Here is a 25772-nt window from a genome sequence, read left to right as displayed (position 1 = left end):
AGTGTCTGCTCCCGGCCCTCCGCGCCCCGCGCGGGCAGCCGAAACTCCCGCAAACCCTGAGGCGGGCGGGGCCGCGCGTTCTTGACGCGCGCTCCCCGTTCCCCGATTCTTACCGCCATGCGTAAGCTTCTGATTGCCATCGGCGTGCTCCTGGCGGCGCACGCCGCCCTGCTTTTCGTCCGTCCGTCCGGCGCCGACACCGGAACCGTGGGCGAAGGCCTGCGCGTGGGCGTCGTGTTTGACGTGGGCGGGCGGGGCGACAAGTCGTTCAACGACGGCGCCTACCTGGGCGCCGAGCGCGCCGCGCGCGAGCTGGGCGCGCAGATCCGCTTCGTGGAGCCGGGCGAGGGCTCGGACCGCGAGGCCGGGCTGCGCCTGCTGGCCGCACAGGGAATGGACCTGGTCATCGGGGTGGGCTTCATCTTCACGGATGACCTGAACGGGCTGGCCACCGAGTATCCCAACACCCGCTTCGCCGGCGTCGACTTCTCCCTCAAGACGGACGAGGCGGGGAACGTGGTGCCGCCCCCCGCCAACCTGGCCGCCCTCAAGTTCCGCGAGGAGCAGGGCTCCTTTCTGGTCGGCGCGCTGGCCGCGCTGACGAGCAAGACGAAGCGCGTCGGTTTCGTGGGGGGGATGGACATCCCGCTGATTCACAAGTTCGAGGTCGGCTTCCGCACCGGCGTGCTGCACGTGTGCCCGGACTGCCGGGTGACCGCGCAGTACGCGGGCGTCACCCCCGAGGCATTCCGCAACCCCGGCCGCGGCAAGGAGCTGGCGCTCAGCCAGTACAACAGCGGCGTAGACGTGATCTTTCACGCCAGCGGCAGCACGGGGCTGGGTGTGTTCGAGGCGGCGCGCGCGACGGGCAAGCTGGCCATCGGCGTGGACGCCGACCAGTATCCGGAAGCGCCGGGCTACGTGCTCACCAGCATGGTCAAGGGCGTCGACAACGCGGTGTTCGACATCATCAAGCGCGCGCGGGACAACACCTTTCACGGCGGCGTGTTCGAGTTCGGCCTCAAGGAAGGCGGCGTACGCTACGTGTATGACGAAAACAACCGCCGGCTGATTCCCGACCCTGTCCGCGCGCGCCTGGAGCAGCTGCGCGACGAGGTGATCGCCGGCCGCATCAGCGTGCCCTCCACGCGCTGACACGCTCTTCCCTCTTTTCCGAGAACTCCGTGGCATCCAACACCCCTGCCGTCTCCGCCGCGGCGGTGCGCATTACCGGGATCGACAAGGCGTTCGGTCCGGTGCGCGCCAACCGCGGCGCGAGCCTGGAGGTGGGCGCCGGCGAGATCCACGCCCTGGTGGGCGAAAACGGCGCCGGCAAATCCACCCTCATGCGCATCCTGAGCGGGATGTTCACCCCCGACGCGGGCACCGTGGAGGTGAACGGCCGCGACGTGACGGGCTGGTCCACCGCGCAGGCCATCGACGCCGGCGTGGGGATGGTGCACCAGCACTTCATGCTGGTTCCCACGCTCACCGTGGCGGAGAACGTGGTGCTGGGCACCGAGCCCAAGCGTGGCCTGCAGCTGGACCGCGAGCGCGCCCGCCGCGAAGTGCGCGAGCTGAGCGAGCGCACCGGGCTGCGCGTGGACGTGGACCGGCTCGTGAGCGCGCTCTCCGTGGGCGAGGCGCAGCGGGTGGAGATCCTGAAGGCGCTGTTCCGCGGCGCGCGGGTGCTGATCCTGGACGAGCCGACGGCCGTCCTGTCCCCGCCGGAGGTGGTGGAGCTGTGGACGGTGCTGCGCGGCCTGCGCGCGGAGGGCGCCACGCTCATTCTCATCACCCACCGGCTGAACGAGGTGATGGAGGTGAGCGACGCCATCACCGTGATGCGCGCGGGGACGACCGTCGGCTGGCTGAAGACGTCGGAAACCACGCCGGAGGGGATCGCCCGGGCGATGGTGGGCCGCGACGTGGCGCTGGCGCTCGCGCTGACGGGGGAAAGCACGCCCCCGCCCCGCAACGTGTCCACGACGGGCGCGCCGGCGCTCGCCGTGCGCGACCTGGTGGTGGCCGCGCCGGGCCGCCCGCGCGCGGTGGACGGCGTCTCCTTTCAGTTGATGCCGGGAGAGATCCTGGGGATCGCCGGCGTGGAGGGGAACGGGCAGACGGAGCTGATCGAGGCGATCGCCGGGCTGGAGCCGGTGGTGTCCGGCGCCATCGTCCTCGGATCGACGGACATCACGCGCAGCACCGTGCGCGAGCGCGGCGACGCGGGCCTGTCGCACGTGCCCGAGGACCGGCACCGCCGCGGACTGCTGCTGGACTACTCGGTGGCCGAAAACCTGGTCCTGGGCCAGCAGCACCGCTTTTCGCGCGGGATGGCGCTGGACCGCGCGCGCATCGAGCAGAACGCGGTGGAGCAGGTGCGCACGTACGACATCCGCCCCACGGACGCGTCGCTCCCCGCCCGCGCGCTCTCCGGCGGCAACCAGCAGAAGGTGGTGATCGCGCGGGAGATGATGCGCGACTTTACCGTGCTGCTGGCGTCGCAGCCCACGCGCGGCGTGGACGTGGGCGCGGTGGAGCAGATCCATGACCGCATCCGCGAGGCGCGCGACGCGGGGAAGGCCGTGCTGCTGGTGAGCGCCGAGCTGGAGGAGGTGCTGGCGCTGGCGGACCGCGTAGCGGTGATGTTTGCGGGACGGTTCGCGGCGGTGCTGCCGCGCGCCGAAGCGACGGAAGAGGTACTTGGGCCCTACATGACGGGCGCCAACCGCGAGGAGGCCGCGTGACGACGAGCACCGAAGCGCCCCCGCGCGCCGCGCCGCCGGGGCCGCCCGCCGGCCCGCCGCGCTGGCGCACCCAGCTTGAGGAAGCCCTGTTGCCGCCGCTGGTGGCCATTCTGGCCGCCATGGTGGTGGGCGACCTGCTGATTCTGTCCATGGGCCAGTCCCCGGCGTCCGTATACGGAATGCTGCTGGAAGGGACGTGGGGCAACGCCTACGGCTTCGGCCAGGTGCTGTTCAAGGCCACCACGCTGACCTTTACGGGCCTGGCGGTGGCGCTCGCGCTGCGTGCGGGGATGTTCAACGTGGGCGCCGAGGGACAGCTGGCGGCCGGCGGCTTCGTGGCCGCGCTGACGGGATGGCTGCTGCCCGCGGGGACGCCGTGGGTAATCGCGGTGCCGCTCTGCATCATCGGGGCGGCGGTGGGCGGCGGCGTGGTGGGCGCGGTGCCCGGCACGCTCAAGGCCCGCTTCGGCGCGCACGAGGTCATCGTCACCATCATGACCAACTTCATCGTGCTGGCGCTGCTGAACTACGTGGTGGCCGCGCACCTGAACGTGCCGGAGACGCTGCACACGCCGGAGATCAACGGCGGCGCCATTCCCCGCTTCCGTGGGCCGTTCACCGGCTCGGCGGCCAACGCGTCGCTGTTCCTTGGACTGGCGGCGGCGGGCGCGGTGTGGTGGTACCTGTTCCGCACCCGCCGCGGGTACGAGCTGCGCGCCGTGGGATTGCAGCCGGACGCGGCGGAGTACGCCGGCATCCGCGTGGGCGGCGTGTGGGTGCGCGCCATGACGGTAAGCGGAATGCTGGCCGGGCTGGGCGGCGTGAACTACGTGCTGGGCTACAAGCACTACTACGAGGACGGCTTCGCGGGCGGCGCCGGCTTCCTGGGGATCGCGGTGGCGCTCGTCGGGCGGAATGATCCGCTGGGCGTGGTGCTGGCCGCGCTCTTCTTCGCCACGCTGTCGCAGGGTGGCTTGGCCATCAACGCCGTGGTTCCCAAGCAGATGGTGGAGGTCATGCAGGGCGTGGTGATTCTGGCCGTGGCCGTCTCGGTCCCCGAGGTGCGGCGCCTTCTTCGCCAGCAGCGGAGGGCCGGCTGATGGTGGTTCTCGCCTTCATTCTGCAGACGATCCGCATCGCCATTCCCTATCTGTTCGCCGCCAGCGGCGGGATGATCGCGGAGCGCGCGGGCGTCGTTTCGCTCACGCTGGAGGGCTTCATGCTTTCCGGCGCGTTCACGGCCACGCTGGGCGCCTACTACAGCGGAAACCCGTGGATCGGCCTGCTGTGCGGCATCCTGGGCGGGCTGCTGATGGGGCTGGTGCACGCCGTGGCCTGCATCCGCTACAAGGCGGACCAGATCGTGGTGGGAATGGCCATCAACCTGCTGGTGGTGGGACTGACGCGCTTCTTCCTCCACATGGCGTTCGACAGCAGCAGCAACTCGCCGCGCGTGCCGGGGTTCGGCGGCGAGGGGGCCAGTACGGGGCTGGCCGCGCTGGCCAGCAACCCGCTGGTGTGGATCGGGCTGCTGCTGGTGCCGGCCATGGCGTGGCTGATGTTCCGCACGGCGTTCGGCCTGCGGGTGCGCGCGGTGGGCGAGCATCCGCTGGCGGCGGCTTCGGTGGGCGTGCCGGTGTCGCGGGTGCGCTACACGGCGGTGGCGATTTCGGGGATGCTGGCGGCGCTGGGCGGGGTGTACCTGGCGCTGGACCAGCACCAGTTCACGGACCAGATGACGGCGGGCCGCGGCTTCATCGCGCTGGCGGCGGTCATCTTCGGCCGCTGGCACCCGGTGCGCGCGGCCATCGCCTGCCTGCTGTTCGCCGCGGCGGAAACGCTGCAGATCCAGCTGCAGGCCTTTGAGATCGTCCCCAGCCAGTTCGTGGCGATCATCCCGTACGTTCTGACAATCGTGGCGCTGGCCGGCGTCATCGGCCGCTCCGTCTCCCCCGCGGCGCTGGGCAAGGCTGAGGACTGAGGACGGACGATCATCATCGAAGGAAAGCCGCGGCTCCCCATCGGGAGCCGCGGCTTTTCTCATTGGCGTGGCGGACCCGACGAAGTTCGTGCCTGCGCGAACCTTCCTGGATTCGCGTGAGGAGTACCATCAGCGCCGATGGACCCCCATCCGCCGCGGCGGCTGGGAGCCGTCCCCCGCCCCGCTGTTCCGCGACCTCCGCGAACCCCCGCGGCCTCCGCGTGAGATGCAGTTTCCCGCGTAACGGACCCGCGAAAACCGTCGCCCCGGGTAGCGCGAGAGCCAGGGACGGCCTAGAATGCTCCACCGGGACCCGCGGCGTTCGCACGCCGTCGTGGACACGGGTGGCGCGCCAGCGGGCGCGTCACCCGTTCGCGTACCCGGACCGGACTTTCCTGCCCCGATCCAACGACGAGAGCACCCATGCAAGTGACCCGCGAACTCCTGCATCGCCTGCCCAAGGCGGAGCTGCACGTGCACCTGGACGGCTCGCTGCGGCCGGAAACCATGCTGGAACTGGCGGCGGAATACGGCAAGCCCATGCCGGCCTCCGACGCCGAGACGCTGCGCGACTACATGCACGTCAAGGACGCGCGCAATCTGGTGGAATACCTGGAGCGCTTCGACATCACGCTCAGCATCATGCAGCAGGACGCGGCGCTGGAGCGGATTGCGTACGAACTGGCGGCGGACCTGGCGGCGGAAAACGTGCGCTACGCCGAAATCCGCTACTCGCCCATCCTCAACAGCCGCGAGGGCCTTCCGCTCACGGCGGTGGTAGATGCGCCGCTGCGGGGCTTGGCGCGCGCGGAGGCGGAGTTCGGCATTCAGACGCGGGTCATCATCTGCGGCATCCGCAACATGGAACCCGCCACCTCGCGCGACCTGGCGGACCTTACGGTGGCGTACAAGGACCACGGTGTGGTGGCGTTCGACCTTGCCGGCGCGGAGTACAACTATCCCGCCAAGAAGCACAAGGACGCGTTTTACACCGTCATCAACAAGAACATGGCGGCCACCATCCACGCCGGCGAGGCGTACGGGCCGGAGAGCATCCACCAGGCGCTGCACTTCTGCAAGGCCAACCGCATCGGCCACGGCACGCGCCTGTACGAGGATCCGGACCTGATGCGGTACGTGAACGACTTCCGCATCCCCATCGAGATCTGCCTGACCAGCAACGTGCAGACGCGCGCGGTACCCAGCTTTGAGGAGCACCCGCTGCGGCAGTACTACGACGCGGGCCTGGTGCTGAGCCTGAACACCGACAACCGGCTCATGAGCGCCACCACGGTCACGGAGGAATACTGGCGCGCGCACCAGTACCTGGGCTTTACCTGGGATGAACTGGTGGACATCGCGCTGATGGGCTTCGAGAGCTCGTTCCTGCACCGCCCGGCCAAGCTGGAGATGATCCGCAAGGTCAAGGAAGAGATCGCCGCGATCGAGGCCTCCGCCGCCTGATCCACGGTGTACGGTTGATGACGGAAAAGGCCGGCTCCCGCGCGGGAGCCGGCCTTTTTTCATCTCGCGGAATGCCTCCGTTACCCTCGTGCGGTGCGAGGTCGCGCTCCGATGCTCATCCGCCTGCGGGTGGAACGGGCGTTTCCGCGGCGGCCTCGGCGCGCTCCTCGGGTGTGGGCGCGGCGGTGCCGATGCGCTCGTGCAGCCACTGGTAGCGATCCACCCGCGCCTGCCTGGGGAGCGCGTGGCCGCTGTCGTACCACCGCACGGTGTGCGAAGGGCCCGCCGCGCGGTGCAGCGCCCGGGCGAGGAACGGCTTCACGGCCTGGTCGTTCCGCCCGTTCTGGAACAGGATGGTGCCCGGCCGCACCCGGCTAATGTAGCGGAGTCCCTCCACGGGCCGCACCGCCGCCGCCCACCGGTTCCAGACATCGTCCGGAATCTGCATCTGCGGATCGCGCTCGCCGTTCTCCGCCGTAAAGTGATGCGCCATCCCGCCATCGGGCACCAAGAGCACGTACGTGGCGGGACGGGGATCCACCGCCGCGTACATCGTCCCCACGGCGCCGCCGTAGCTGCCGCCCACGAACGCGATGCGCGCGGGGTCCACGTCCGCCCGCGCCAGCAGCACGTCCACCGCGCGCTGAAGATCGACGACAAGCTGCACCTGGTCCGCGCTGTCCGCGGGGGTGAAGGTGAGCGGCGGGTCGCCGCGGCGGGCGAACGGCGCGTCGATGGCCAGCACCACCGCGTCGTGCCGCGCCAGCCCGCGCGAGTGCGCGTCGATTGACCGCGCGCTTCCCGGGGCGCCGTGCAGGTTCACGATCGCCGCCCGCCGCCCCGCGCCGGCCGGAACGTACAGCAGCCCGGTCACGCGTCCGCCGCGCGGGCTGTCGAAGCTGACGGCGTGCACCTCCATCTCGCCCTCCCTCGTCTCCAGCGAATCGCGCAGGTTCAGCGGCGCGTTCCAGTCGTACGCGAACGTGCCCGCGGCGATCGCGTCGGGAACAGGCGCCTGTGCGCATGCCGGGCTCCCCGCGGCGCATGCGGCCGTGAAGGTCATCAGAGAAGCACGAGCGAGCCTGCTGTTCATCATCATGGGCCGTGAGTTTGATCAGGTTGGATGGACGGGGGATTGTCGACAACCGCAAACTTCGACGCACGAGGGAGGAAAACGGTTGGACGCGAATGGATGAAGGAACGATTAGCGGAAGCGGATGATCCCTTTCTCCGCGAGACCGAGCGTGCGTGTCGCGAAGTTGGCTGGCGGACAGTAGATCCTTCGGTCGCGCAGGAATCGGCCTGACGGAGAGCCGGCGCACGCTCCCTCAGGATGGCGCCTCACGGCGCGAAGCCGTGCTAATGCCTGCATTTACGCCCACGGGCGTCATCCTGAGGAGGCGCCGGCAGATGCGTCTGCCGCGCCAAGTCCTGGCGCCGACGAAGGATCTACTCTCCCCGCGAGAACGGGCGTGCGTGTCGCGACGTTGGCTCGGCGGATGGTAGATCCTTCGGTCGCGCTTGACTCGGCGTGATGGAAAGTCCGGCACACGCTCCCTCAGGATGACAAGATATTGCACTTCATCAGGTTAGCGCCCCGAACACGGCATCCTTAACAAGAACGATCAACGTCGATGGCGGAAACAGCGAGGGCCGGCTCCCGTGAGAGAGCCGGCCCTGATGTCGTCCGCGGATCGCGGCGGAGATGGACTACTGGATTTCCTCGGTCGGGTGCCGCGGGATGACGATCTCCTGTTCGTTGGACAGGATGTCGTCCCGGGTGCCGCGGCGCTGGTCCGGGCCGGCGGAGCCCACCTGGAACTTCTGCATCCGCCGGCGCAGGTAGTAGCGCTGGCCCCACGGATCCAGCGCCTGCTCCTTGCGCTTGGGAAACATGCGGTGCAGCACCGCGCGCAGCTCCCGGTCCTGCGGCGCGTGGCCGGTAACGCGCACCTCGACGGCCAGGTAGCGCGCCAGGCTGTTCACGCGGTCGCGCGTCATCACCCGGTGCACCGGCGTGGTCAGCGGCCGCACGAACGGCTCGGCGCGCGCCCGCAGCGGCGGCGCGATCAGCACCAGCAGCGCCACGGCGATCACCACCTTGGCAATGAGACCCGCCAGACCGACGGGCGAAAAGATGACGCGCGGAGCTTTCATGACGGCGGGAAGACGGCGGGTGCAGCGGTGGCGGGAAACAGACGCCGGAAATCTGATCACGATCCCCGGATCGCGCAATCCCGCCGCGCGCCGTTCACGCCGGGGGCTGCACCTCCATGCGAGCCTTTTCCGCCAGCCGCTCGCGGATGCGCGCCGCCACCACGTCGATCCCCGCGCGGTTCTGCCCGCCGCGGGGAATGATGACGTCCGCGTAGCGCTTGGTGGGCTCCACGAACTCGAAGTGCATGGGCCGCACCGTGGTAAGGTACTGCTCGATCACCGAATCCAGCGTGCGCCCGCGGTCCTCGATGTCGCGCCGCATGCGCCGGATGAAGCGCACGTCCGCATCCGTATCCACAAAGATGCGCAGGTCGAACATCTCGCGCAGGCGGGGCTCGGCAAAGAGCAGAATGCCATCCACCAGGATCACGTCGCGCGGCACGGTGCGGATCTTTTCCGGAGCGCGCGTGTGGCGCGAAAAGTCGTAGACGGGCTTCTCGATCTCCCGCCCGTCCATCAGCTCCGTCAGGTGATGGATCAGCAGTTCGTTGTCCAGCGAGTCGGGATGGTCGAAGTTGACCCCGGCGCGCTCTTCCAGCGACAGGTGAAGCAGGTCCTTGTAGTACGAGTCGTGGTCCAGGAACACGGCCGCGTCCAGGTGCAGCGAATCGTAGATGCGGCGCGCCACCGTGGTCTTGCCCGACCCGGTTCCGCCCGCAATGCCGATGAGGAACGGCTTCATCTTTTCTGTCCGGTTGAGTCCATCCCGCCCGCCTGCGCCGCGGCCCTCCCCACGCAGGTGGAAGAGGGCCGTTGATTCCAAACATCCCCAGAACGCTACTGCGCCAGCACCTTGACCGCGAACCGGCACAGCTCCGCGCGGCAGTCCGACATGATGACGGACAGCGGATGCGCGCCGTTTTCCGTGGCGGTAAAGCGCAGCACGGGAACGTCGTCGTCGCTTACGTCCTCGTCCAGCACCTCGGCGCCGTCCGGCGCGTTCACCCGCAGGTCCAGGTCCTGGCACTCGCCGTCGCACACGCCCACCACCATGTAGCGGGCCCCGGCGCGCAGCGTGGCGTCCACCACCACCGACCCGCCGCTGGGGAGCATCCCCGTCATGGAGCGCACGTCAAAGACGCGCGGTTCCGCGCGGTAGCCGGCCTGCGACGCCCCGCGCGACGCAGTGCCCAGAAGCCGGGCGATCTCGTCGCGCGGCGAAGCCTGCGCGCGTGCGTCGCGGGGCGTGATCAGCGCCGCCGCGAGCGCGGCGGCGGCAACGACGGAACTGCGCATGGCCTGAGGCTGCGGGTGTGGCGTTGGGAGCCCCCAACCTAACCCGCCCCGCGGCGGCCCGGCAAGCGAGCGGTTGCGGCGCGTGCGGGGCGGGCTCTAGCTTGCCGCCACACTCAAACCGGAGGAATTGCCGATGTCGCGTTGGACCCCGGCGCTCATGGCGGCGATCGCGCTCGCGGGGTGCGCCTCGCAGCCGCCCGCGAGCGGCCCCGCGCCCAGGATGGCCGACAGCCTGGAGCGGCCCATTCCCTACCCCGTCACGCCGCCGGCCGGGTACCAGCGCGCCGTCCGCACCGGCACGCGCACCGCCACGGGCGCTCCCGGCGCGCGCTACTGGAGCAACCGCGCCGACTACGTCATCCGCGCCCGCGTCATCCCCGCGGACAAGCGGCTGGAAGGCTCGCAGACCATCACCTACACCAACAACTCGCCAGACACGCTGCGCTCGCTGCAGGTGGAGCTGACGATGAACCACCACGCCCCCGGCGTGGTTCGCAACGAGCCGGCGGAAGTCACCGGCGGCGTCAACATCACGCGGGTGACCGTGGGCGGGCAGCCGGTGGCCGCGGCGGGCGGACAGGGCGGCGCGCAGGGCGCGCGCTACGCCGTGACGGGTACGCGGATGGTCATCGTCCCCGCCGCGCCGGTGCTTCCGGGCGCCACCACGCGGCTGGAGATGGAGTGGAATTTCCGCATTCCCAAGGAGGGCGGCGGCGGCCGCATGGGGTGGGACGAGGACAACCTCCTCTTTCTGGCCTACTTCTATCCCACCATGGTGGTGTACGACGACGTGGTGGGATGGCAGCCGGACCCGTTCCGCGGCACGGCGGAGTTCTACCAGGACTTCGGCAGCTACGACCTGACGGTGGAAGCGCCGCCGCAGTGGGTGGTGATGGGCACCGGCGCGCTGCAGAACCCGCAGGAAGCGCTGGCCCCCGCCGTGCTGGCCCGCTACCGCGCGGGAATCGAGAGCGACAGCGTGGTGCACGTCCTGACGGGCGCGGACTTCGGGCGCGCCACGACGGCCGGGCGCGGCGGCATGGTCACCTGGCGCTTTCGCGCGGACAGCGTGCGCGACGCGGCGTTCAGCGTCACCCGCCAGTCCAACTGGGACGCCACCCGCACCCCGGTGGGCGACCGCAACGGCGACGGGCGGCCGGAGTACACCGCCATCCACGCCTTCTGGCGGCAGAGCGCCCCGCGCTGGGCCGGCGCCGCGCGCGACGCCGCGCAGTCCATCCGCTTCCTCAGCGGCTACACGGGCGTGTCGTATCCCTGGCCGCACATGACGTCGGTGGAGGGCGAGGGCATCATCGGCGGCGGGATGGAGTATCCCATGATGACGCTGATCAGCGGATACAACCAGGCCAGCGACACGGCGCTGTACAGCGTGATCGCGCACGAGCTCGCCCACATGTGGGTGCCCATGATCGTGAGCGTGGACGAGCGGCGGTACGGGTGGATGGATGAGGGGATGACCACCTTTCACGAAGCCCAGGCGCGCCGCGACACCTTTCCCGGCAGCAACCCGGAGCTGGAAGACCGCGCCGGATACCTGAGCCTGGCCCGCGCGGGCGGCGAGGGCGAAGTGATGCGGCGCACCGACTTCCAGTACACGGGGGCCGCTGGCGGTGTGGCGTCGTACAGCAAGCCCGCCACCAACTTCGCCACGCTGCGCGGGCTGCTGGGCGAGCAGACCTTCAACCGCGCGTGGACGACGTTCCTCGACCGGTGGAAGTGGAAGCACCCGTATCCGTGGGACTTCTTCAACACCTTCAACGAGGTGTCGGGCGAGAACCTGGACTGGTTCTGGCGCAGCTGGTTCTACGAAACGTGGACGCTGGACCAGGCCGTCCAGAGCGTGACGCAGGGCCCTGGCGGCACCACCATCGTCATCGCGGACCGCGGCGATGCCCCCCTGCCCGCCCGCGTTACGCTGACGTTCGAGAACGGGCAGACGCAGACGCTGGAGGTGCCGGTGGAGGAGTGGCTGTCCGGCCGCCGCACCGCCACCCTGACGCTGCCCACGACGTCCACCTCCCCGGTGATCCGCGTGGAGATCGACGCCGAGAACGTGTTTCCCGACATCGACCGCACCAACAACGTCTGGACCCGCGGCTGATCGTCCTTTGGGTAGATGAAAAAAGGCGCCGCTCCGAGCTTCGGAGCGGCGCCTTTCTGTTTCCGTGATGATGATGATCGCCCCAGCGGATTCCGCGCACCCCGCAGCGAATCCCCCCGCGACCTCCGCGAACCCCCGCGACCTCCGCGTGATGGCCGTTCAGCGGAGTTGCAGCACGAGCGACCTCAGCCACCCCTCACGCATCTCCGGCCGCGCGGCCAGCCCCGCGGCGAACCGCTTCCGCTCTTCAGGCGTGCGCGCCGTCTCATAGATGCGCACGGCGCGGCGCAGTGCATACAGCGCTTCCGTGTCGTGGCTGGGCCGCAGAGCGTCCTGAGCCCCCCAGCGAAACACCATGTGCGACGCCGTAGTCTTGGCCTGCGAATCACCCAGATGCGTCCACATCCAGAACGGAACCGACACGCCCCGCAACGCGCTCCGCGGATACTCCGCCGCCCATGGCACCCGCTGAAACCAGCGCCACGCGTTGGGGCTGTTCCGCCCCGCGGCGGTGATGCCCACCCACCGCAGCCGGCGGCGCACCGCGGCGGGATCCACGCGGACCTCACGCGCCCACGCCACCAGCAGATCGGAAAGCGCGCCGAACGTGCGCCCGGACGCGACCAGGTCCACAAAGGCGATGGGCCGCGGAGCCCGCGCGATCTCCTCCGGATGCAGCGACAGCGCCGTGAAATGCTCCCGCAGCGCCTCCTTTGCCGCCGCGGAGGCGTAATCCATCGATGTACGATCCAGCGACAGGCTGAGCAGGTCGATGCGCTCCGCCCACGCCGTTTCCGCCAGCGCGCCGCTCAGGTAATCGAACAGATCCTCGGGAGAACGGCCGACGAACAGCAGCCGCGCATCTCCCGCCCGCGCCACCGTCCGCACGACCAGGCTCCGCAACTCGGGAAAGTGCGATTCGAACGGCTCGTCCGCCATGTAGGCCGGCGTGGCGGGCTCCCGGTCCAGCAGGCGCCCCAGCTGCTCGCGCCGCGCCACGTTCCACCGGAACGGCACCACGCCCTGCGGAGCGCCCATCGGGTCAGCTCGCGGCCAGGGCGCGGACGCCTTCCACCAGCCGGTCCACGTCCTCGTCCGTCGTGTACGGCGCCACGCCCGCGCGGATCAGCCCGCCGCAGTCGGAAAGGCCCAGCACGTCGCACACGGTGGTCGCGTAGAAGTCGCCGTTCCACACGAACACGCCCTGCTGCCCCAGCGTGCGCGCCGCCTGGTCCGGCGACACGCCGTCGATCACGAAGCCGGCGGTCGGCGTGCGCATGCCGTCCGCGGCCGGCCCGTGGATGTGCACCCCCGGAATGGCGCTCAGCCCCGCGTACAGCCGGGCGAACCGCGCCGTCTCGTGCTCTTCGATGGCGGCATACGCGGCTTCGAGCGACGCGCGCAGGTCCGCGCCGGCGGACGGGGCCAGGCTGGCGATCCACTCCACCGCTGCGGCCGTCCCGGCCATGCCCTCGTGGTTGGACGTCCCTGTCTCCCACCGATCCGGGGCGGCGTTGCTGGCGGGCGGCACCTTGTACGGCGTAAGCCCTTCCAGGTGCTCGCCGCGTCCCCACAGGATGCCCATGTGCGGACCGAAGAACTTGTAGGCGGAGCAGGCCAGGAAGTCGCACCCGATCGCCTGCACGTCGGGCAGGCGGTGCGGCGCGTAGTGCACCGCGTCCACGAACGACAGCGCGCCGGCGTCCCGCGCCGCCGCGCACACCCGCGCCACGTCGTTCACCGTGCCGATCGCGTTGGACGCCGCGCCGACCGCCACCAGCCGCGTGCGCGGGGACAGCAGCCCGGCGAGCGCGTCGTAGTCCAGCGTGTACGTGCGCTCGCTGAAAGGCAGGACGTGCACCGTCATCCCGCGGTCCTCCGCCAGCAGCCGCCACGGCGCCACGTTGGCCTGGTGGTCCAGCTGGCTTACGATGATCTCGTCGCCCTCGCCCCACCCACGGCCCAGCGCGCGCGACAGGGCAAAGGTGAGCGTGGTCATGTTCTGCCCGAACACGATCTCCCGCGGCGAACCCGCGTTGACGAACGCGGCCATCGCCTCGCGCGCGCGGGTGATGACCGCGTCGGTTTCCTCGCTGGTGGCAAAGAAGCCGTGCGTGTTGGCGTTGTGCATCAGCAGGTAGTCGCGCACGGCGTCGCCCACCTGCCGGGGCACCTGGCTGCCGCCCGGCCCGTCAAAGAAGGCGATGGGGCGGCCGCCCACCCGCCGCTCAAAGACGGGAAAGTCGGCGCGGACGCGGGCGGCGAACGAATCGGACATCGGAATCACGCGGGCTGCGGGTGATGGACGGCGGCGTGGCGCCGCGCTCGGCGAGCAAGCTACGCCGCCGCCGCCGCGCCCGAAACCGTCATCCCGCCGCGGACTCCGCCTCTTCCGCGCCCGCGTCCAGGTCGGCGAACTGGTTCAGCCGCACGTCGCCGTCGCGAAAGCGCGCCAGCAGCACGAGTTCGCCGCCCATCGCCTCGATGTAGCGGCGCAGAGTGCTCAGGTAAAGATCGGTGCGGCGCTCCATCTTGCTCACGCTGGCCTGCGAGGTCCCCAGCGAAATCGCCAGCTCTTCCTGCGTCATGCGGCGCGCCTGACGCATCTCGTGCAGCGGCAGTTCCGCCAGCATCCGCGCCGTCAGAGCGGCGGAGCGCGCGCGGCTCTCGGGACTCATTGCTTCTTCAAGAATGCGGAACGGCTTGGCCATGATCGACACTCCGGTCAGGGTTGCCGGGCGGCATCGGCCGCACGGATCGAGAAGAGGTGCTGGTCGTAGAGCGCGTCAGCGACGGGAAGAAAGCGGTCGTACCAGCGCCCGTCGCCCGTCTTGTCACCGCCGATGAGCAGGATGGCGATGCGCCGCGGATCAAAGGCGTACAGAACCCGGTACGGCCGCCCGCGGTGCTGCACCCGCAGTTCGCGCATGTGGCTGTATCGCGAGCCGTACACGCCGCTGCTGTGCGGAAACGGCAGGTGCGGACCGCGCTGCATCAACAGCCCAACCGAACCGCTCACCGCCTCCCTCTCGCTTTTGGACAGGCCGTCCCACCACGCGTCGTAAACATCGGTGTACTCCACCTCGAACTCCGCCATCATAACCTCCACTGCATATTCCGTCAAGGGCATGCACCCGCACCCGGCCGGAGTGCCGGGAGGGGCGAATGCGGGGGCGAAAGACGCGTTGGAGGCCAGGGCGGGTGTGATCTGCTCGGCTGAGGCGAAAAAAGAGAGGGGGAGCGACGCTGTGCGTCGCTCCCCCTCTCTTTCGGGAGATGTTCGGACCGGCGTGGCCGGTCCGGCGGTCTCATGTCAGGGCCCAGAAGCCTTCCAGGGCCGCGCCGTCCGGGCTTTCGCGAAGCTTTTCGAAAGCGCGGTTGCGGATCTGGCGGATGCGTTCGCGGGTCACGCCCAGCATGGAGCCGATCTCCTCCAGCGTGCGCTCTTCGCCCTCGTCCAGGCCGTAGTACAGGTACAGAATCTTGCGCTCGCGCTCGGTCAGGTACTTCTCGAACATCTTTTCCAGGAACTCGCGGCGGGCCTGCGATTCCACCTCTTCCTCGATCTGCTCGCTCTCGCTGCCGGCGAAACGCTCGCCAAAGCTGGCGGAGTCGCGGTCGCCGCGGTCAAGCGGGGCGTCGAGCGAGAGTTCACTGGCAGCCACGCGGCGCAGGGCCCGGATGGTGTCCACCGGCTCGCCCATGTCGGCCGCGATCTCTTCGTCGGTCGGCGAGCGGCCCATCTGCTGGGTCAGCGCCGTTTCCACGCGCGAGAGGCGGACCAGATTGGAGTTCTGGTTGAGCGGAATGCGCACGGAGCGCGTCTGCTCGGCCAGCGCCTGCAGCACCGTCTGGCGGATCCACCACACGGCGTAGGAGATGAACTTTACGCCCTTGTCCGGATCGAACTTCTTGACCGCCTTGAGCAGTCCCTCGTTGCCGATGCACACCAGTTCGGCGAGGCCAAGGCCGCGGCCCTGGTACTTCTTCACGTACGAGATCACGAAACGAAGGTTGGCCGTCACCAGACGCTCGGCGGCCTGCTTGTCTCCGGCGCGCGCCCGATGGGCCAGGGCGCGTTCCACGGCGGGATCGTCGATCAGCGGATACTTCTCAACGTCCTGCAGGTACTGGTCGAACGAATCCAGGGCCCGTGAGCTCAAGAACATGTCGGCTCGTCCTATGGTAAAATGACGAGAGCAGCAAGCCTCGGTGGTGTGCGAGGCCCGCCGCTCTCAATTCACGCGCGGAGCGTTTTTGGATTGGTCCGGGAAAGCTGTCATAACCGGCTAATGTAGACGGCTTGGCGTACAAAGTCAAACCTTTCCCGCGAAACCGGAGTACCGCGCGGATGCTTGGCTCTGATAGCCGTCAACGGCGAATAAGTTCCCCGGATGTGGCCCGGAAAGGCGCGTCCGAGCGGCCGCAAGATGCGCGCCGTGTGTTCAGTTCTCGGACGCGAACACTGGACAAACCTTGGCGTTCATCCGGCTCATACAGGACCCCGATTCACCGGCCGCGCCGTAAGCTTCGCCCAGCACAGAGCTTGTACTTACCTCCCGTCCCGGCGAGCAGTTATCATCCCCTGCCGGCCGGCCCGCCTCCGCGGCGCCTCGTTTCCGAATGACGGTGATCGGCGGATGACGAAGAAGCCCGGACCGGCGCTCCGGTCCGGGCTTCTGACGCTAGGCTGCGGCAGAGTGTCCGTCAGGCCGCGGCAGAGCGTCCCTTTACCGCGCGCCACAGGTAGTAGGCGGGAATGCCCAGCAGGATGATGCCGAAGCTGAAGAAGTTGCTGCGCGCACCGCTGTTCCACGCCGCGTTGCCCAGCATGCCCACCGCGGCGGCCAGAAAGATGAAGGGGACCACGGGGTAGCCCCAAGTGCGGTACGGCCGCTCGGCGTTGGGCAGGCGGCGGCGCAGCACGTACACGCCCGCCACGGCCAGCGCGTAAAAGGGCCAGATGCCGAGCACGAAGGCGTCCGCCAGATCCTGAAAGCTGCGCAGCAGGACGTACGACACGCCCAGTCCCGCGGCCAGCAGGATGGCCGCGTACGGCGTGCGCCACGTGGGATGCACCGCCGCGATCGGGCGAAAGAAGTTTCCGTCTTCCGCCATCGCGTAAAAGATGCGCGGGCCCGTCATCATCGCGCCGTTGAGGGCGCCGAAGGTGGAGAGCATCACCATGACCGCCACCACGCCCGCGCCCCCGCCGCCGAACACCTTCTGCGCCGCGTCGGACGCCACCAGCTTGGAGGCGGCCATCTCATCCATCGACAGCAGAAAGAGATAGGCGGCGTTGATGGCCAGGTAGATGGCCGCCACGGCCAGCACCCCGCCGATGATGGCGCGCGGCATGGTGCGGGACGGATCCTTGACCTCGCCGGCGATGAAGGTGAGGTCCGCCCATCCGTCGTACGCCCACATCACGGACACGAGCGCCAGCCCGAAGCCCACCCACGACGCGGGCTGAAAGCTCAGCGGCCCCGCCAGAGCGCCCGTCGATCCGCTTCCCATCACGAAAGCGAACAGGGCCAGGCCCAGGATGGCGCCCACCTTGGCGACCGTGCTCAGGTTCTGCACGATGCCGCCCCAGTTCACGGATCGGACGTTTGCCGCCGCGAGCAGCACGATGGCGCCCGCCGCCACCCACTTCACGTATCCCTCGGAAAATCCGAAGAGGCGGGCCGAGTATTCGGCGAAGATGACCGCGATGGCACCCAGCGCGGAGGGGCGGATGACCATCAGTTCCGTCCATCCGAACAGAAAGGCGGGGAGCGGCCCGTACGCCTCGCGCAGGAAGACGTAGATGCCGCCGGAGCGCGGGTACATGGCCGCGAGTTCGGCGATGGTCAGCGCGCCGACGAGGGCGATCAGCGCGCCGACGATCCACACGAGCGAGAAGGCGCCCAGCGTCTGCACCCGTTCCGCGGTGCCGCTGGGGACGCGAAAGATGCCGCTGCCGATGGTGGAGCCCACCAGGACGGCGGCGGCGGTCCACACGCCCAGCCGGCGCGGCAGGCGGTCGGGCGCGGCGTCCGGCCGGTGGTTGGCGGCGACGGCGTCAGGAGATTCGGTGGGTCGCATGAACCGGGATGTGGCGCGGGAGGCGGCTCTGGGAGCGCTGATTCGGGTTGGCTGGCAACATACGACGGGCGGGGAGAGACAGGAAGTGCGAAGGGAAGTGCGTGAGTGCGGGGTGCTGGGTGCGTTAGTGCGAAAGACGGGGAGTACGAAAGTACGAAAGTACGAGAGTGCCAGGTGCGGTGCGTGATTCGCGGCGAAGACGCGCTTGGCGGAGCTCGGCGCGGCGGCGGGCAGCCCTCACCCCCCAGCCCCCTCTCCCGCAAGCGGGCGAGGGGGAGCCGTTCGGCGCGGGCGCCCATCTCGGCTCACATCCGCAGTTCCTCTGCAGTTGAAGCCCCGAACGTGGACGCGACCGCGGCCATGTGTCGGGGGTTCCCGCTGTCCGAGCTGCGGATTCATTCGCTCAACACCGCGAGGCCCCGCAACGAAATCCGCTTCCCGCACCGAGGCTGCCGCCCCGACAACCCTCCCCCAGTCCGTTTTGGGGGAGGGTGGGCCGGTGGTGCCGGCCCGGGTGGGGGCCGCCCTGGACTCCGCCACCCGCCTCCGGTCCCGTCCCCCCCGGTTCTTCTCGCACTCACGCACCCAGCACCCCGCACTCACGCACTTCCCCATCCCCTCCCTCCCCGGAACCCCGCTGGCGAAATCCCGTATCAATCCCCACTTTGCCGATGCCCGTCGCGGGCGCGTGAATGCCGCGGCCCGGCGTGAATCCGTCATCCGATCCCGATCCATGACCAACACGTTCGCACCCCGCCGCGCGGTGCTCGGACTGGCGCTGGCGCTCGCCGCCGCGCCGCACGCCGGCGCCGCGCAGCAGACCACGGCGGCGCAGGACCCGTCGCGGCTTTCCATCGAGCGCATCTTTGCCTCCAGCGACTTCCGCCTGCAGTCCCTGCCCGCCGTGCAGTGGATGAAGGACGGCCAGCGCTTCACCTTCGTCGGCCCCGACGGCGACCTGATGGTGGAAAACGCCGCCACCGGCCAGCGCTCTGTGCTGATCGCCAAGTCGCTGCTCGTCCCCGCCGGCGGGCAGGCCATCGACATCGAAGACTACAGCTGGTCCGGCAACGAGCGCCGGCTGCTCATCTACACCAACTCGCAGCCGGTCTGGCGCTCCAACACCAAGGGCCAGTACTACGTCTGGGATCTGGACGCCCAGCGCCTGACGCCCGCCTCGCGCGCGCCGGGGTGGCAGCAGTTCGCCAAGCTGTCGCCCGACGGCACCCGCGTGGGCTTCGTGCGCGACAACGACATCTACGTCACCGACCTCGCCAGCGGCGCCGAAACGCGGCTTACGCGCGACGGCAGCGAAACCATCATCAACGGCACCTTTGACTGGGTGTACGAAGAAGAGCTGGGGCTGCAGGACGGCTGGCGGTGGAGCCCGGACGGGCGGCGCATCGCCTACTGGCGCATCAACCAGGAGCCGGTGCGCACCTTCTACATGGTGCAGGAAACGGACAGCCTGTACTCGCAGCCGGTGGGCCTGCGCTATCCCAAGGCCGGCGCGGCCAACCCCATCGCGCGCATCGGCGTGGCGGACGTGGCCACGGGGCAGACGCGGTGGATGGAAACCGGCGCCGACAGCAGCGTGTACCTGGCCCGGATGGAGTGGGCCGCCTCGTCCGACGAGGTGATGATCCAGCGGCTGAACCGCCACCAGAACCGGCTGGACGTGATGCTGGCCAGCGCCGGCACCGGCGCGGTCCGCACGCTGTTCACGGAGACGGACAGCGCCTGGGTGGACGTGGGCGAGGACTTCCGCTGGCTCAACAACGGCCGGCAGTTTCTGTGGAGCAGCGAGCGCGACGGGTACAACCACCTGTACGTGTACAACCGCGACGGCTCGCTCGCCCGGCGCCTTACGCGCGGCGACTGGGAAGCCACCGGCGTGCTGGGCGTGGACGAGCGCAACGGCTTTGTCTACTTCGGTGGCACGGAGGAAGGGCCCGAGGAGCGGCAGGTGTACCGCACGCGCCTGGACGGCCGCGGAACCGTGCAGCAGGTGAGCCGCGACGAGGGAACGCACGTGGCCGCGCTCAGCCCGGCCGGCACCTACTGGCTGGACTTCTACTCGAGGGCCGGCGTGCCGCCCGTCATCTCGCTGCGCCGCCCGGACGGCGCCATGGTCCGCACGCTGGCGGACAACGCGCAGGCGCGGCAGGCGCTGGAGCGGCTGGCGGTGCGCAAGCCGGAGTTCTTTCAGTTCCGCACGGATGACGGCGTGCAGCTGAACGGGTGGATGATCAAGCCGGCGGACTTTGATCCGTCCAGGAAGTATCCCGTGCTGATGTACGTATACGGCGGCCCGGGCTCGCAGACGGTGACGGACGCGTGGGGGGGCGGGCGCTACCTGTGGCACCAGATGCTGGCGCAGCAGGGCTACATCGTGGTGAGCGTGGACAACCGCGGCACCGGCGCGCGCGGCCGCGACTTCAAGAAGGTGACGTACGAGAACCTGGGCACCAACGAGGCGCAGGACCAGATTTCCGCCGCGCGCTGGCTGGCGTCGCAGTCGTACGTGGATCCGGCGCGCATCGGACTGTGGGGGTGGAGCTACGGCGGATACATGACGTCGTTCACGCTCATGCAGCCGGGCTCGCCCTTCCGCGCGGGCGTGGCGGTGGCGCCGGTGGCGGACTGGGGACTGTACGACAGCATCTACACCGAGCGCTTCATGCGCACGCCGCAGGAAAATCCGGAAGGGTACCGCCGCAGTTCGCCGGTGGCCAACGCGGCAAACCTGCGCGGCCGCTTTCTGCTGATTCACGGCACGGGCGACGACAACGTGCACTTTCAGAACAGCGTGCGGCTGGCGAACGCGCTGCAGGGGGCGGGCAAGCAGTTCCAGTTCATGGCGTACCCCAACCGTACGCACAGCATCTCCGGCGGGCGCACCAGCGTGCACCTGTACACGATGATGACCGACTGGATTCTGCAGAACCTGTAGTCTCCCGCCTCGGCTTTTGCCCCGATGGATCGAAAGAGCCCCGCGCCATCACCGATGGCGCGGGGCTCTTTTCATTGGGCGGAGCTCACCCCGGCGGAGACCGGGGCGACTGAAGTCGCGGCAACCACGGCGCAAAGTCCGCCTTCGCGGACTGCGGCGGCAAGTCCGGTGCGCAGTCGCCAGCCGCGGCGGGCCGGATCGTCCGGAGTGTGGTTCGAGCCCTGTACCCGGTTGCAGCCCTGACCGCCCGCGCCAGCCCGTCCGCGGGCGAACGGCACTGGTGTGTGCCCCCTCTCCCACATCTGTTCGTGGGAGAGTGTCGTCGCGCGCAGCGCGCGGGTGAGGGCTCCTTGCGACGGCATTCATCCTGCCGCATCCTGACTGCAGATCGTCTTCCCCCTGCCTCTTTCAGACCAAATCCTCATGCTCCGCATCATCCCCGCCCTGCTCACGCTCGCGCTCGTGATGGCCGCCTGTGCCGCGCCGGGCCCGGCCGTCTCCCCCGCCCCGACGGGCCCGGTCTCGGAAGCCGAGCGCGTCGTGCAGGCGCAGGTGGACGCGTACAACCGTCACGACATCGACGCCTTTGTCGCCACGTACGCGCCCGATGTCGTCCTCTACCGCCACCCGGACCAGGTGATGATGCGCGGGACGGACGCGATGCGCACGCTGTACGGCCAGATGTTCACGAATGCACCGGCGCTCAACGTCCGCATCGCCAACCGCATCGTGCAGGGCGACTTCGTGATCGACCACGAGGTGGTGACCGGCGCGCCCGGCGCGGAGGGCGAGATGCTCGCGACTGCCGTCTATGAGGTAAAGGCGGGGCGGATTCAGAACGTCTGGTTCATCCACTGACGCAGCGACGCGGATCACCCCTGGCCGGAAAGGGTGATCCGCGTCGACTCGATCTGGATCTCGCGTGGATAAAAGGCGGCCCGGCGATCGATGCACCGGGCCGCCTTTTCACGTCAGCGCAGCAGGCGCAGGGCCAGACCAAGCGCGGTCTTGGCCGTAGGCGTCAGCTTGGCGCGGCGCCACTGGTCAGCGGCCTTGCGAATGGCCTCCGCCGTCGTGGGATACGGGTAGATGACGTCGCCCAGCTTGCCCAGCCCGATCTCCGCCGTCATCGCCTGCGTGATCTGGCTGATGAGGTCGCCCGCGCGCTCCGCTACGATCGTGGCGCCCAGGATCGTATCGGATCCCGCCTTCAGGTGCACGCGGACGAATCCTTCCGTCCTGCCATCCAGCCGGGCGCGGTCCACGTCCGCCATCTCCACCGTGATGGTCTGCACCTCGTCGCCAGCCTCCTCCACCTCCGCCGCGGTGATGCCCACGTGCGCCACCTCCGGCGAGGTGTACGTGGCCCACGGAATCACCAGGCTGCTCGCCCTGCCGCGCCCGCGAAAGAGCGCGTTGCGCACCACCATCCGCGCGGACGCATCGGCCATGTGCGTGAACTTGTACTTCGACGCGACGTCGCCGATGGCGTAGATGCGCGGGTTGGACGTACGCATCCGGTCATCGACCGTAATGCCGTGTTCGTCCGCTTCCACCGCGGCCTGCTCCAGCCCCAGCCCTTCCACGTTCGGCGCGCGGCCGGTGGCGACGAGCACGTGCGTGGCGTCAATCGTCCGCCCCGCCCCGCCGTGCGTAACGCGCAGCGAGGCCGATCCCGCGCGGCCGGACACGGAATCGACGCGCGCCCCGGTCAGCACCTCGACCCCGTCCCGCTTCAGGGCTTCCGCGACGATGCGGGCCGCGTCGGGATCGTCGTTCTTGAGCAGGCGGTCGCCGGTTTCGATGATCGTCACGCGGCCGCCCAGCCGCGCCACCGCCTGCGCCATCTCGCACCCGATGGGCCCGCCGCCCAGGATGGCCAGGTGCCCGGGCCGCTCCGTCAGCGAGTAGAAGGTCTGGTTCGTCAAATACCCGGAATCCGCCAGCCCCGGGACTTCCGGAACCGCCGCACGCCCTCCGGTGGCGATGACCGCGCGCAGGAACTTGAGCCGCGCACCGCCGACCTCCACCGCGTCGTCCGCCACGAATCGCGCGTCGCCCAGGTAGACGTCCACGCCGAGGTCGTCCTGGAACCGCTTGGCGCCATCCACCGGACTGAGATCCGCGCGGATGCGGCGCATGCGCTCCATCGCCGCGCGGAACGCCTCGCCCTCGTCGGACAATGACGCATCTCCATCGACCGGGGCGTCTTGCGTCCAGGCGGCGTGCGATGCGCGGGCCGCGGCGATCATCGCCTTGGACGGGACGCAGCCCACGTTCAGGCAGTCGCCTCCCATCAGTTCCCGCTCGACCAGGGCCACGCGCGCCCCCACCCCCGCGGCGATGGCGGCCGTGACGAGCCCCGCCGTCCCCGCGCCGATCACGACAAGCTGGTAGCCGTCCCGCGGCGGCACCGGGTCCTTCCAGGCCGGGGGATGGACGGTCTCCAGGAGCCGCCGGTTGTGCGCATCCAGCGGCTGCACCGCGGCAAAGGTCGTGGGATCGTGCGCCATGCGTGTCCTCAAAGGCGAAAACGGAAACGGGGGAAGAGCGCCGCGGCTCCTCCCCCGTTGTGTTGTACCGAACCGGAACGCGCCCGGCAAGCGGGCGCGTCCGCCGGGACTTACCGGCCCCAGACGTTGTTGGTGCGGTTGGTGTCGGGAAGGCGGTTGTCGGGGTCGATCTCCGCGCGCGTCACCTGCGCGGGAACGCCCACCGTGTACGTATACGCCGGCCCGTTGAACCACACCTGCTCCGGGATGCGCACGTCGCGCGTTTCGCCGTTGGACAGCGTAAGCCGCAGCCGCACCGGCATCACCACGCCGCCGCGGTTGCCCAGCCGCACCGCCGCGGTGAATCCGCCGTTGCCCGCCGTGCTCGTCACGCCATCCACCGACTGGTCCAGCGTGCCGCTGGTGAAGAACCATCCGCGCCAGAACCAGTCCAGCTTGCGGCCGGAAACGTCTTCCATCGTCCGGAAGAAGTCCGTGGGCTGCGGATGCCGGAAGGCCCAGCGGCGCGCGTACTCCTTGAACGCGCGGTCGAACGTTTCCTCGCCCAGCACCTCGTCGCGCAGCATGTGCAGCGCCAGCGCGGGCTTGCGGTACGCGGCGATGCCCAGCTGCGTGCGCGGAATGCGGTCCGGCGGCAGCATGAGGATGGGATCGTTGCCGGCGCGCTGAAACGTCTCGTACTGCTGGCGGTACGCGGCCTTGCTGTCCATGCCCGGATAGCGCAGGTCGTTTGCCCAGGTGTCGATGAAGGTGTTGAAGCCCTCATCCATCCAGGCGTACATGCGCTCGTTGTTCTGCACGATCATGGGAAACCAGTTGTGCCCGTGCTCGTGCGCGATGGTGCTGAACACGCTCTGCTCGCTGCCGCCCGCGTGCACCATGACGAACATGGGGTACTCCATGCCGCCTACCGGCCCCGCCACGCTGGTGGCCTGCGGATACGGATACGGGTACCAGCGCGAGAACTCGCGGATGCTGAAGCACGTCATGTCGGCCGCGGTGGTCCACGCGGTGGCGTCCGGCTGGTACAGCGAGTGGCACTGCACGCCGTTCCACGATTCCGAATCCCACCGGAAGCGCGGCGACGCGGCCCAGGCGAAGTCGATGACGTTGCGCGCCCGGAAGCGCCAGGTGCTGGTTCCCGTGCGGCGCGGGCTAGCGGCCGCCGTGCCCGCCTCTTCCGCGGTGATGATGGCCACCTGCGCCGTATCGCGCGCGGCGCGGGCCAGGCGCGACACCTGCGCGGAGGTCAGCACCTCGCCCGGGTTCTGCAGCGTGCCCGTGGCGCCCACGGTGAAGCCCGCGGGAACGGTGATGGACACGTCGTAGTCGCCGATTTCGCGGTAGAACTCGCCCTGGCCGATGTACGGCAGCGTGTTCCATCCGCTCACGTCGTCGTACACGGCCATGCGCGGGTGCCACTGGGCGATCTGGTACAGGTCGCCCTGGCGCGCCATGCGGTCGCTGCCATACTCGGGGATGATGAACGACCACGCCATCGACATCTCCACCGACTCGCCGGGCGCCAGCGGGCGCGGCAGGTCCAGCCGCATCATGGTTCCGTCGATGTGCGGCGTCACCGGCCGCCCGCTCACGCTCACCTCGCGCATGTTCATCCCGCCGCCGAAGCTGCGGGCGCCCCACCGGCTGTCGGCGGGGTTGATGAACGAGCCGACGCTGTTTTCGGCGTACAGGTTCTGGTCCACCTGCATCCACACGAAGCGCAGCGTATCCGGCGAGTTGTTGCGGTAGCGCACCGTCTGGCTGCCGCTGATGGTTTCGGCGGCGGTGTCCAGTTGCGCGGTGATGCGGTAGTCGGCGCGCTGCTGCCAGTACGCCTGCCCCGGCATGCCGGAGGCCGAGCGGAACTGGTTGGGCGCGGCCAGGGAAAGCGGCCGGAAGATGGAGGTGTCGCCGCCGGCTTCGGGCGCGTTCTGCGCCGCGAGCGGAAGCGCCGCGACGGCCGCGGCAAGCACCGCGGCCCGTGAGAGAGTGCGCATCATCTGCGATGTGGGGGGTTGATCGTACGCTCTGCCGGCCCGCGGCCGCTGCCGGCCGTGGGCGGATCCAGAGATGCTGCAGCAATCGCGCCCGCCCGCGACAGCGGAGAGCACGCCATCCATCATCCGCCACGACCGATGATCTTCGCTGGCCGGCGCCGCGTGCCGGCAACCGCTGGTCAGCCGCCCGCGCCGTCGTCCGGCGTGGACCGCGGGGCCAGTCCCAGGCGCGCTCGCAGCAGTTCCAGATCGCCCGTCAATTCCCGCTGAATGCGGTCGGCTACCTGCTCCGCCAACAGACGGCGGCGCTCTGCTTCCGCCACGGACGGATCGGTATCCGCCGCCGGTTCGCGGGTCTCCGGTTCGATGAAAATGTCTTTCACGGCCTCGCGTTTGTGGTTCCGGCCCGGCTTTCGCTCGGGAGCCGGTCGTTGTTGCGATCCAGGGTG

21 protein-coding genes are annotated in these 25772 nt (G+C 69.5%); 8 read left to right on the top strand and 13 right to left on the bottom strand.

The window, feature by feature from the left end; genetic code table 11:
- Window positions 1-117: 117 nt before the first annotated feature.
- The 5 genes from HNQ61_RS04465 to add all read left to right on the top strand — a co-directional run bounded on the left by HNQ61_RS04465 (window position 118) and on the right by add (window position 6195).
- Window positions 118-1155 carry a BMP family lipoprotein gene (locus HNQ61_RS04465; protein ID WP_170037909.1) on the top strand — a complete coding sequence of 346 codons (1038 nt, stop codon included), beginning with the start codon at window positions 118-120 and terminating at the stop codon, window positions 1153-1155.
- A gap of 29 nt (window positions 1156-1184) precedes the next feature.
- Window positions 1185-2750 (top strand): ATP-binding cassette domain-containing protein, encoded by a 1566-nt coding sequence (locus HNQ61_RS04460; RefSeq protein WP_170037911.1) that lies wholly within the window; start codon window positions 1185-1187, stop codon window positions 2748-2750.
- The gene (locus tag HNQ61_RS04455) at window positions 2747-3850 is read left to right on the top strand and encodes an ABC transporter permease subunit (RefSeq protein ID WP_205761944.1); all 1104 of its coding nucleotides are present in this window, start codon (window positions 2747-2749) and stop codon (window positions 3848-3850) included. The genes HNQ61_RS04460 and HNQ61_RS04455 overlap by 4 nt, the downstream gene beginning before the upstream one ends.
- On the top strand, window positions 3850-4731 hold the full coding sequence (locus tag HNQ61_RS04450; protein WP_170037913.1) for an ABC transporter permease: 882 nt from the start codon (window positions 3850-3852) through the stop codon (window positions 4729-4731). Before HNQ61_RS04455 ends, HNQ61_RS04450 begins: the two co-directional genes overlap by 1 nt.
- Window positions 4732-5154: 423 nt before the next feature.
- Window positions 5155-6195: an adenosine deaminase gene (gene add, locus HNQ61_RS04445; RefSeq protein ID WP_170037915.1), complete on the top strand. Its 1041-nt coding sequence runs from the start codon at window positions 5155-5157 to the stop codon at window positions 6193-6195.
- 115 nt (window positions 6196-6310) lie between these two features.
- Here the strand turns inward: add and HNQ61_RS04440 are convergent, their stop codons facing one another.
- The 4 genes from HNQ61_RS04440 to HNQ61_RS04425 all read right to left on the bottom strand — a co-directional run bounded on the left by HNQ61_RS04440 (window position 6311) and on the right by HNQ61_RS04425 (window position 9648).
- Complete coding sequence (locus HNQ61_RS04440) at window positions 6311-7258, bottom strand: alpha/beta hydrolase family protein (RefSeq protein ID WP_170037917.1); 948 nt, start codon at window positions 7256-7258, stop codon at window positions 6311-6313.
- A 647-nt stretch (window positions 7259-7905) separates the two neighbouring features.
- Window positions 7906-8352: a hypothetical protein gene (locus HNQ61_RS04435; RefSeq protein ID WP_170037919.1), complete on the bottom strand. Its 447-nt coding sequence runs from the start codon at window positions 8350-8352 to the stop codon at window positions 7906-7908.
- A gap of 94 nt (window positions 8353-8446) precedes the next feature.
- Complete coding sequence (gene udk, locus HNQ61_RS04430) at window positions 8447-9094, bottom strand: uridine kinase (RefSeq protein ID WP_170037921.1); 648 nt, start codon at window positions 9092-9094, stop codon at window positions 8447-8449.
- Between the two features lie 95 nt (window positions 9095-9189).
- Window positions 9190-9648: a hypothetical protein gene (locus tag HNQ61_RS04425; RefSeq protein WP_170037923.1), complete on the bottom strand. Its 459-nt coding sequence runs from the start codon at window positions 9646-9648 to the stop codon at window positions 9190-9192.
- Between the two features lie 133 nt (window positions 9649-9781).
- On the opposite strand from HNQ61_RS04425, the gene HNQ61_RS04420 reads away from it, so the two are divergent.
- Entirely contained in the window at window positions 9782-11770 is a 1989-nt protein-coding gene (locus HNQ61_RS04420) for a M1 family metallopeptidase (protein ID WP_170037925.1), read from the top strand.
- A gap of 159 nt (window positions 11771-11929) precedes the next feature.
- On the opposite strand, the gene HNQ61_RS04415 is transcribed toward HNQ61_RS04420, so the two are convergent.
- The 6 genes from HNQ61_RS04415 to HNQ61_RS04390 form a co-directional block, all read right to left on the bottom strand.
- Window positions 11930-12808, bottom strand: a complete 879-nt coding sequence (locus tag HNQ61_RS04415; protein ID WP_170037927.1) for a hypothetical protein — start codon at window positions 12806-12808, stop codon at window positions 11930-11932.
- Window positions 12809-12812: 4 nt separating this feature from the next.
- Window positions 12813-14048: a cysteine desulfurase-like protein gene (locus tag HNQ61_RS04410; RefSeq protein ID WP_170037929.1), complete on the bottom strand. Its 1236-nt coding sequence runs from the start codon at window positions 14046-14048 to the stop codon at window positions 12813-12815.
- Window positions 14049-14136: 88 nt separating this feature from the next.
- Window positions 14137-14481 carry a helix-turn-helix domain-containing protein gene (locus HNQ61_RS04405; RefSeq protein ID WP_170037931.1) on the bottom strand — a complete coding sequence of 115 codons (345 nt, stop codon included), beginning with the start codon at window positions 14479-14481 and terminating at the stop codon, window positions 14137-14139.
- A 14-nt stretch (window positions 14482-14495) separates the two neighbouring features.
- Window positions 14496-14870, bottom strand: coding sequence for a type II toxin-antitoxin system RelE/ParE family toxin (locus HNQ61_RS04400; RefSeq protein WP_170040391.1), 375 nt, complete (start codon window positions 14868-14870; stop codon window positions 14496-14498).
- A 208-nt stretch (window positions 14871-15078) separates the two neighbouring features.
- Window positions 15079-15939 carry a sigma-70 family RNA polymerase sigma factor gene (locus tag HNQ61_RS04395; protein WP_170037933.1) on the bottom strand — a complete coding sequence of 287 codons (861 nt, stop codon included), beginning with the start codon at window positions 15937-15939 and terminating at the stop codon, window positions 15079-15081.
- Window positions 15940-16477: 538 nt separating this feature from the next.
- Window positions 16478-17857, bottom strand: coding sequence for an APC family permease (locus HNQ61_RS04390; RefSeq protein WP_170037935.1), 1380 nt, complete (start codon window positions 17855-17857; stop codon window positions 16478-16480).
- A 733-nt stretch (window positions 17858-18590) separates the two neighbouring features.
- Here HNQ61_RS04390 and HNQ61_RS04385 point away from each other — a divergent pair.
- The gene (locus tag HNQ61_RS04385) at window positions 18591-20810 is read left to right on the top strand and encodes a S9 family peptidase (protein WP_170037937.1); all 2220 of its coding nucleotides are present in this window, start codon (window positions 18591-18593) and stop codon (window positions 20808-20810) included.
- 423 nt (window positions 20811-21233) lie between these two features.
- Window positions 21234-21668: a nuclear transport factor 2 family protein gene (locus HNQ61_RS04380; protein WP_170037939.1), complete on the top strand. Its 435-nt coding sequence runs from the start codon at window positions 21234-21236 to the stop codon at window positions 21666-21668.
- Window positions 21669-21781: 113 nt separating this feature from the next.
- Here HNQ61_RS04380 and HNQ61_RS04375 read toward each other — a convergent pair whose 3' ends face one another.
- The 3 genes from HNQ61_RS04375 to HNQ61_RS04365 form a co-directional block, all read right to left on the bottom strand.
- Entirely contained in the window at window positions 21782-23323 is a 1542-nt protein-coding gene (locus tag HNQ61_RS04375; protein WP_170037941.1) for a mercuric reductase, read from the bottom strand.
- A 110-nt stretch (window positions 23324-23433) separates the two neighbouring features.
- Complete coding sequence (locus tag HNQ61_RS04370) at window positions 23434-25326, bottom strand: M1 family metallopeptidase (protein ID WP_170037943.1); 1893 nt, start codon at window positions 25324-25326, stop codon at window positions 23434-23436.
- Window positions 25327-25502: 176 nt separating this feature from the next.
- On the bottom strand, window positions 25503-25706 hold the full coding sequence (locus HNQ61_RS04365; RefSeq protein WP_170037945.1) for a hypothetical protein: 204 nt from the start codon (window positions 25704-25706) through the stop codon (window positions 25503-25505).
- Window positions 25707-25772: the final 66 nt, after the last annotated feature.

The sequence above is a fragment of the Longimicrobium terrae genome, from assembly GCF_014202995.1.
Classification (GTDB): domain Bacteria; phylum Gemmatimonadota; class Gemmatimonadetes; order Longimicrobiales; family Longimicrobiaceae; genus Longimicrobium; species Longimicrobium terrae.
This window is presented reverse-complemented; position numbering and strand designations above follow the sequence as displayed.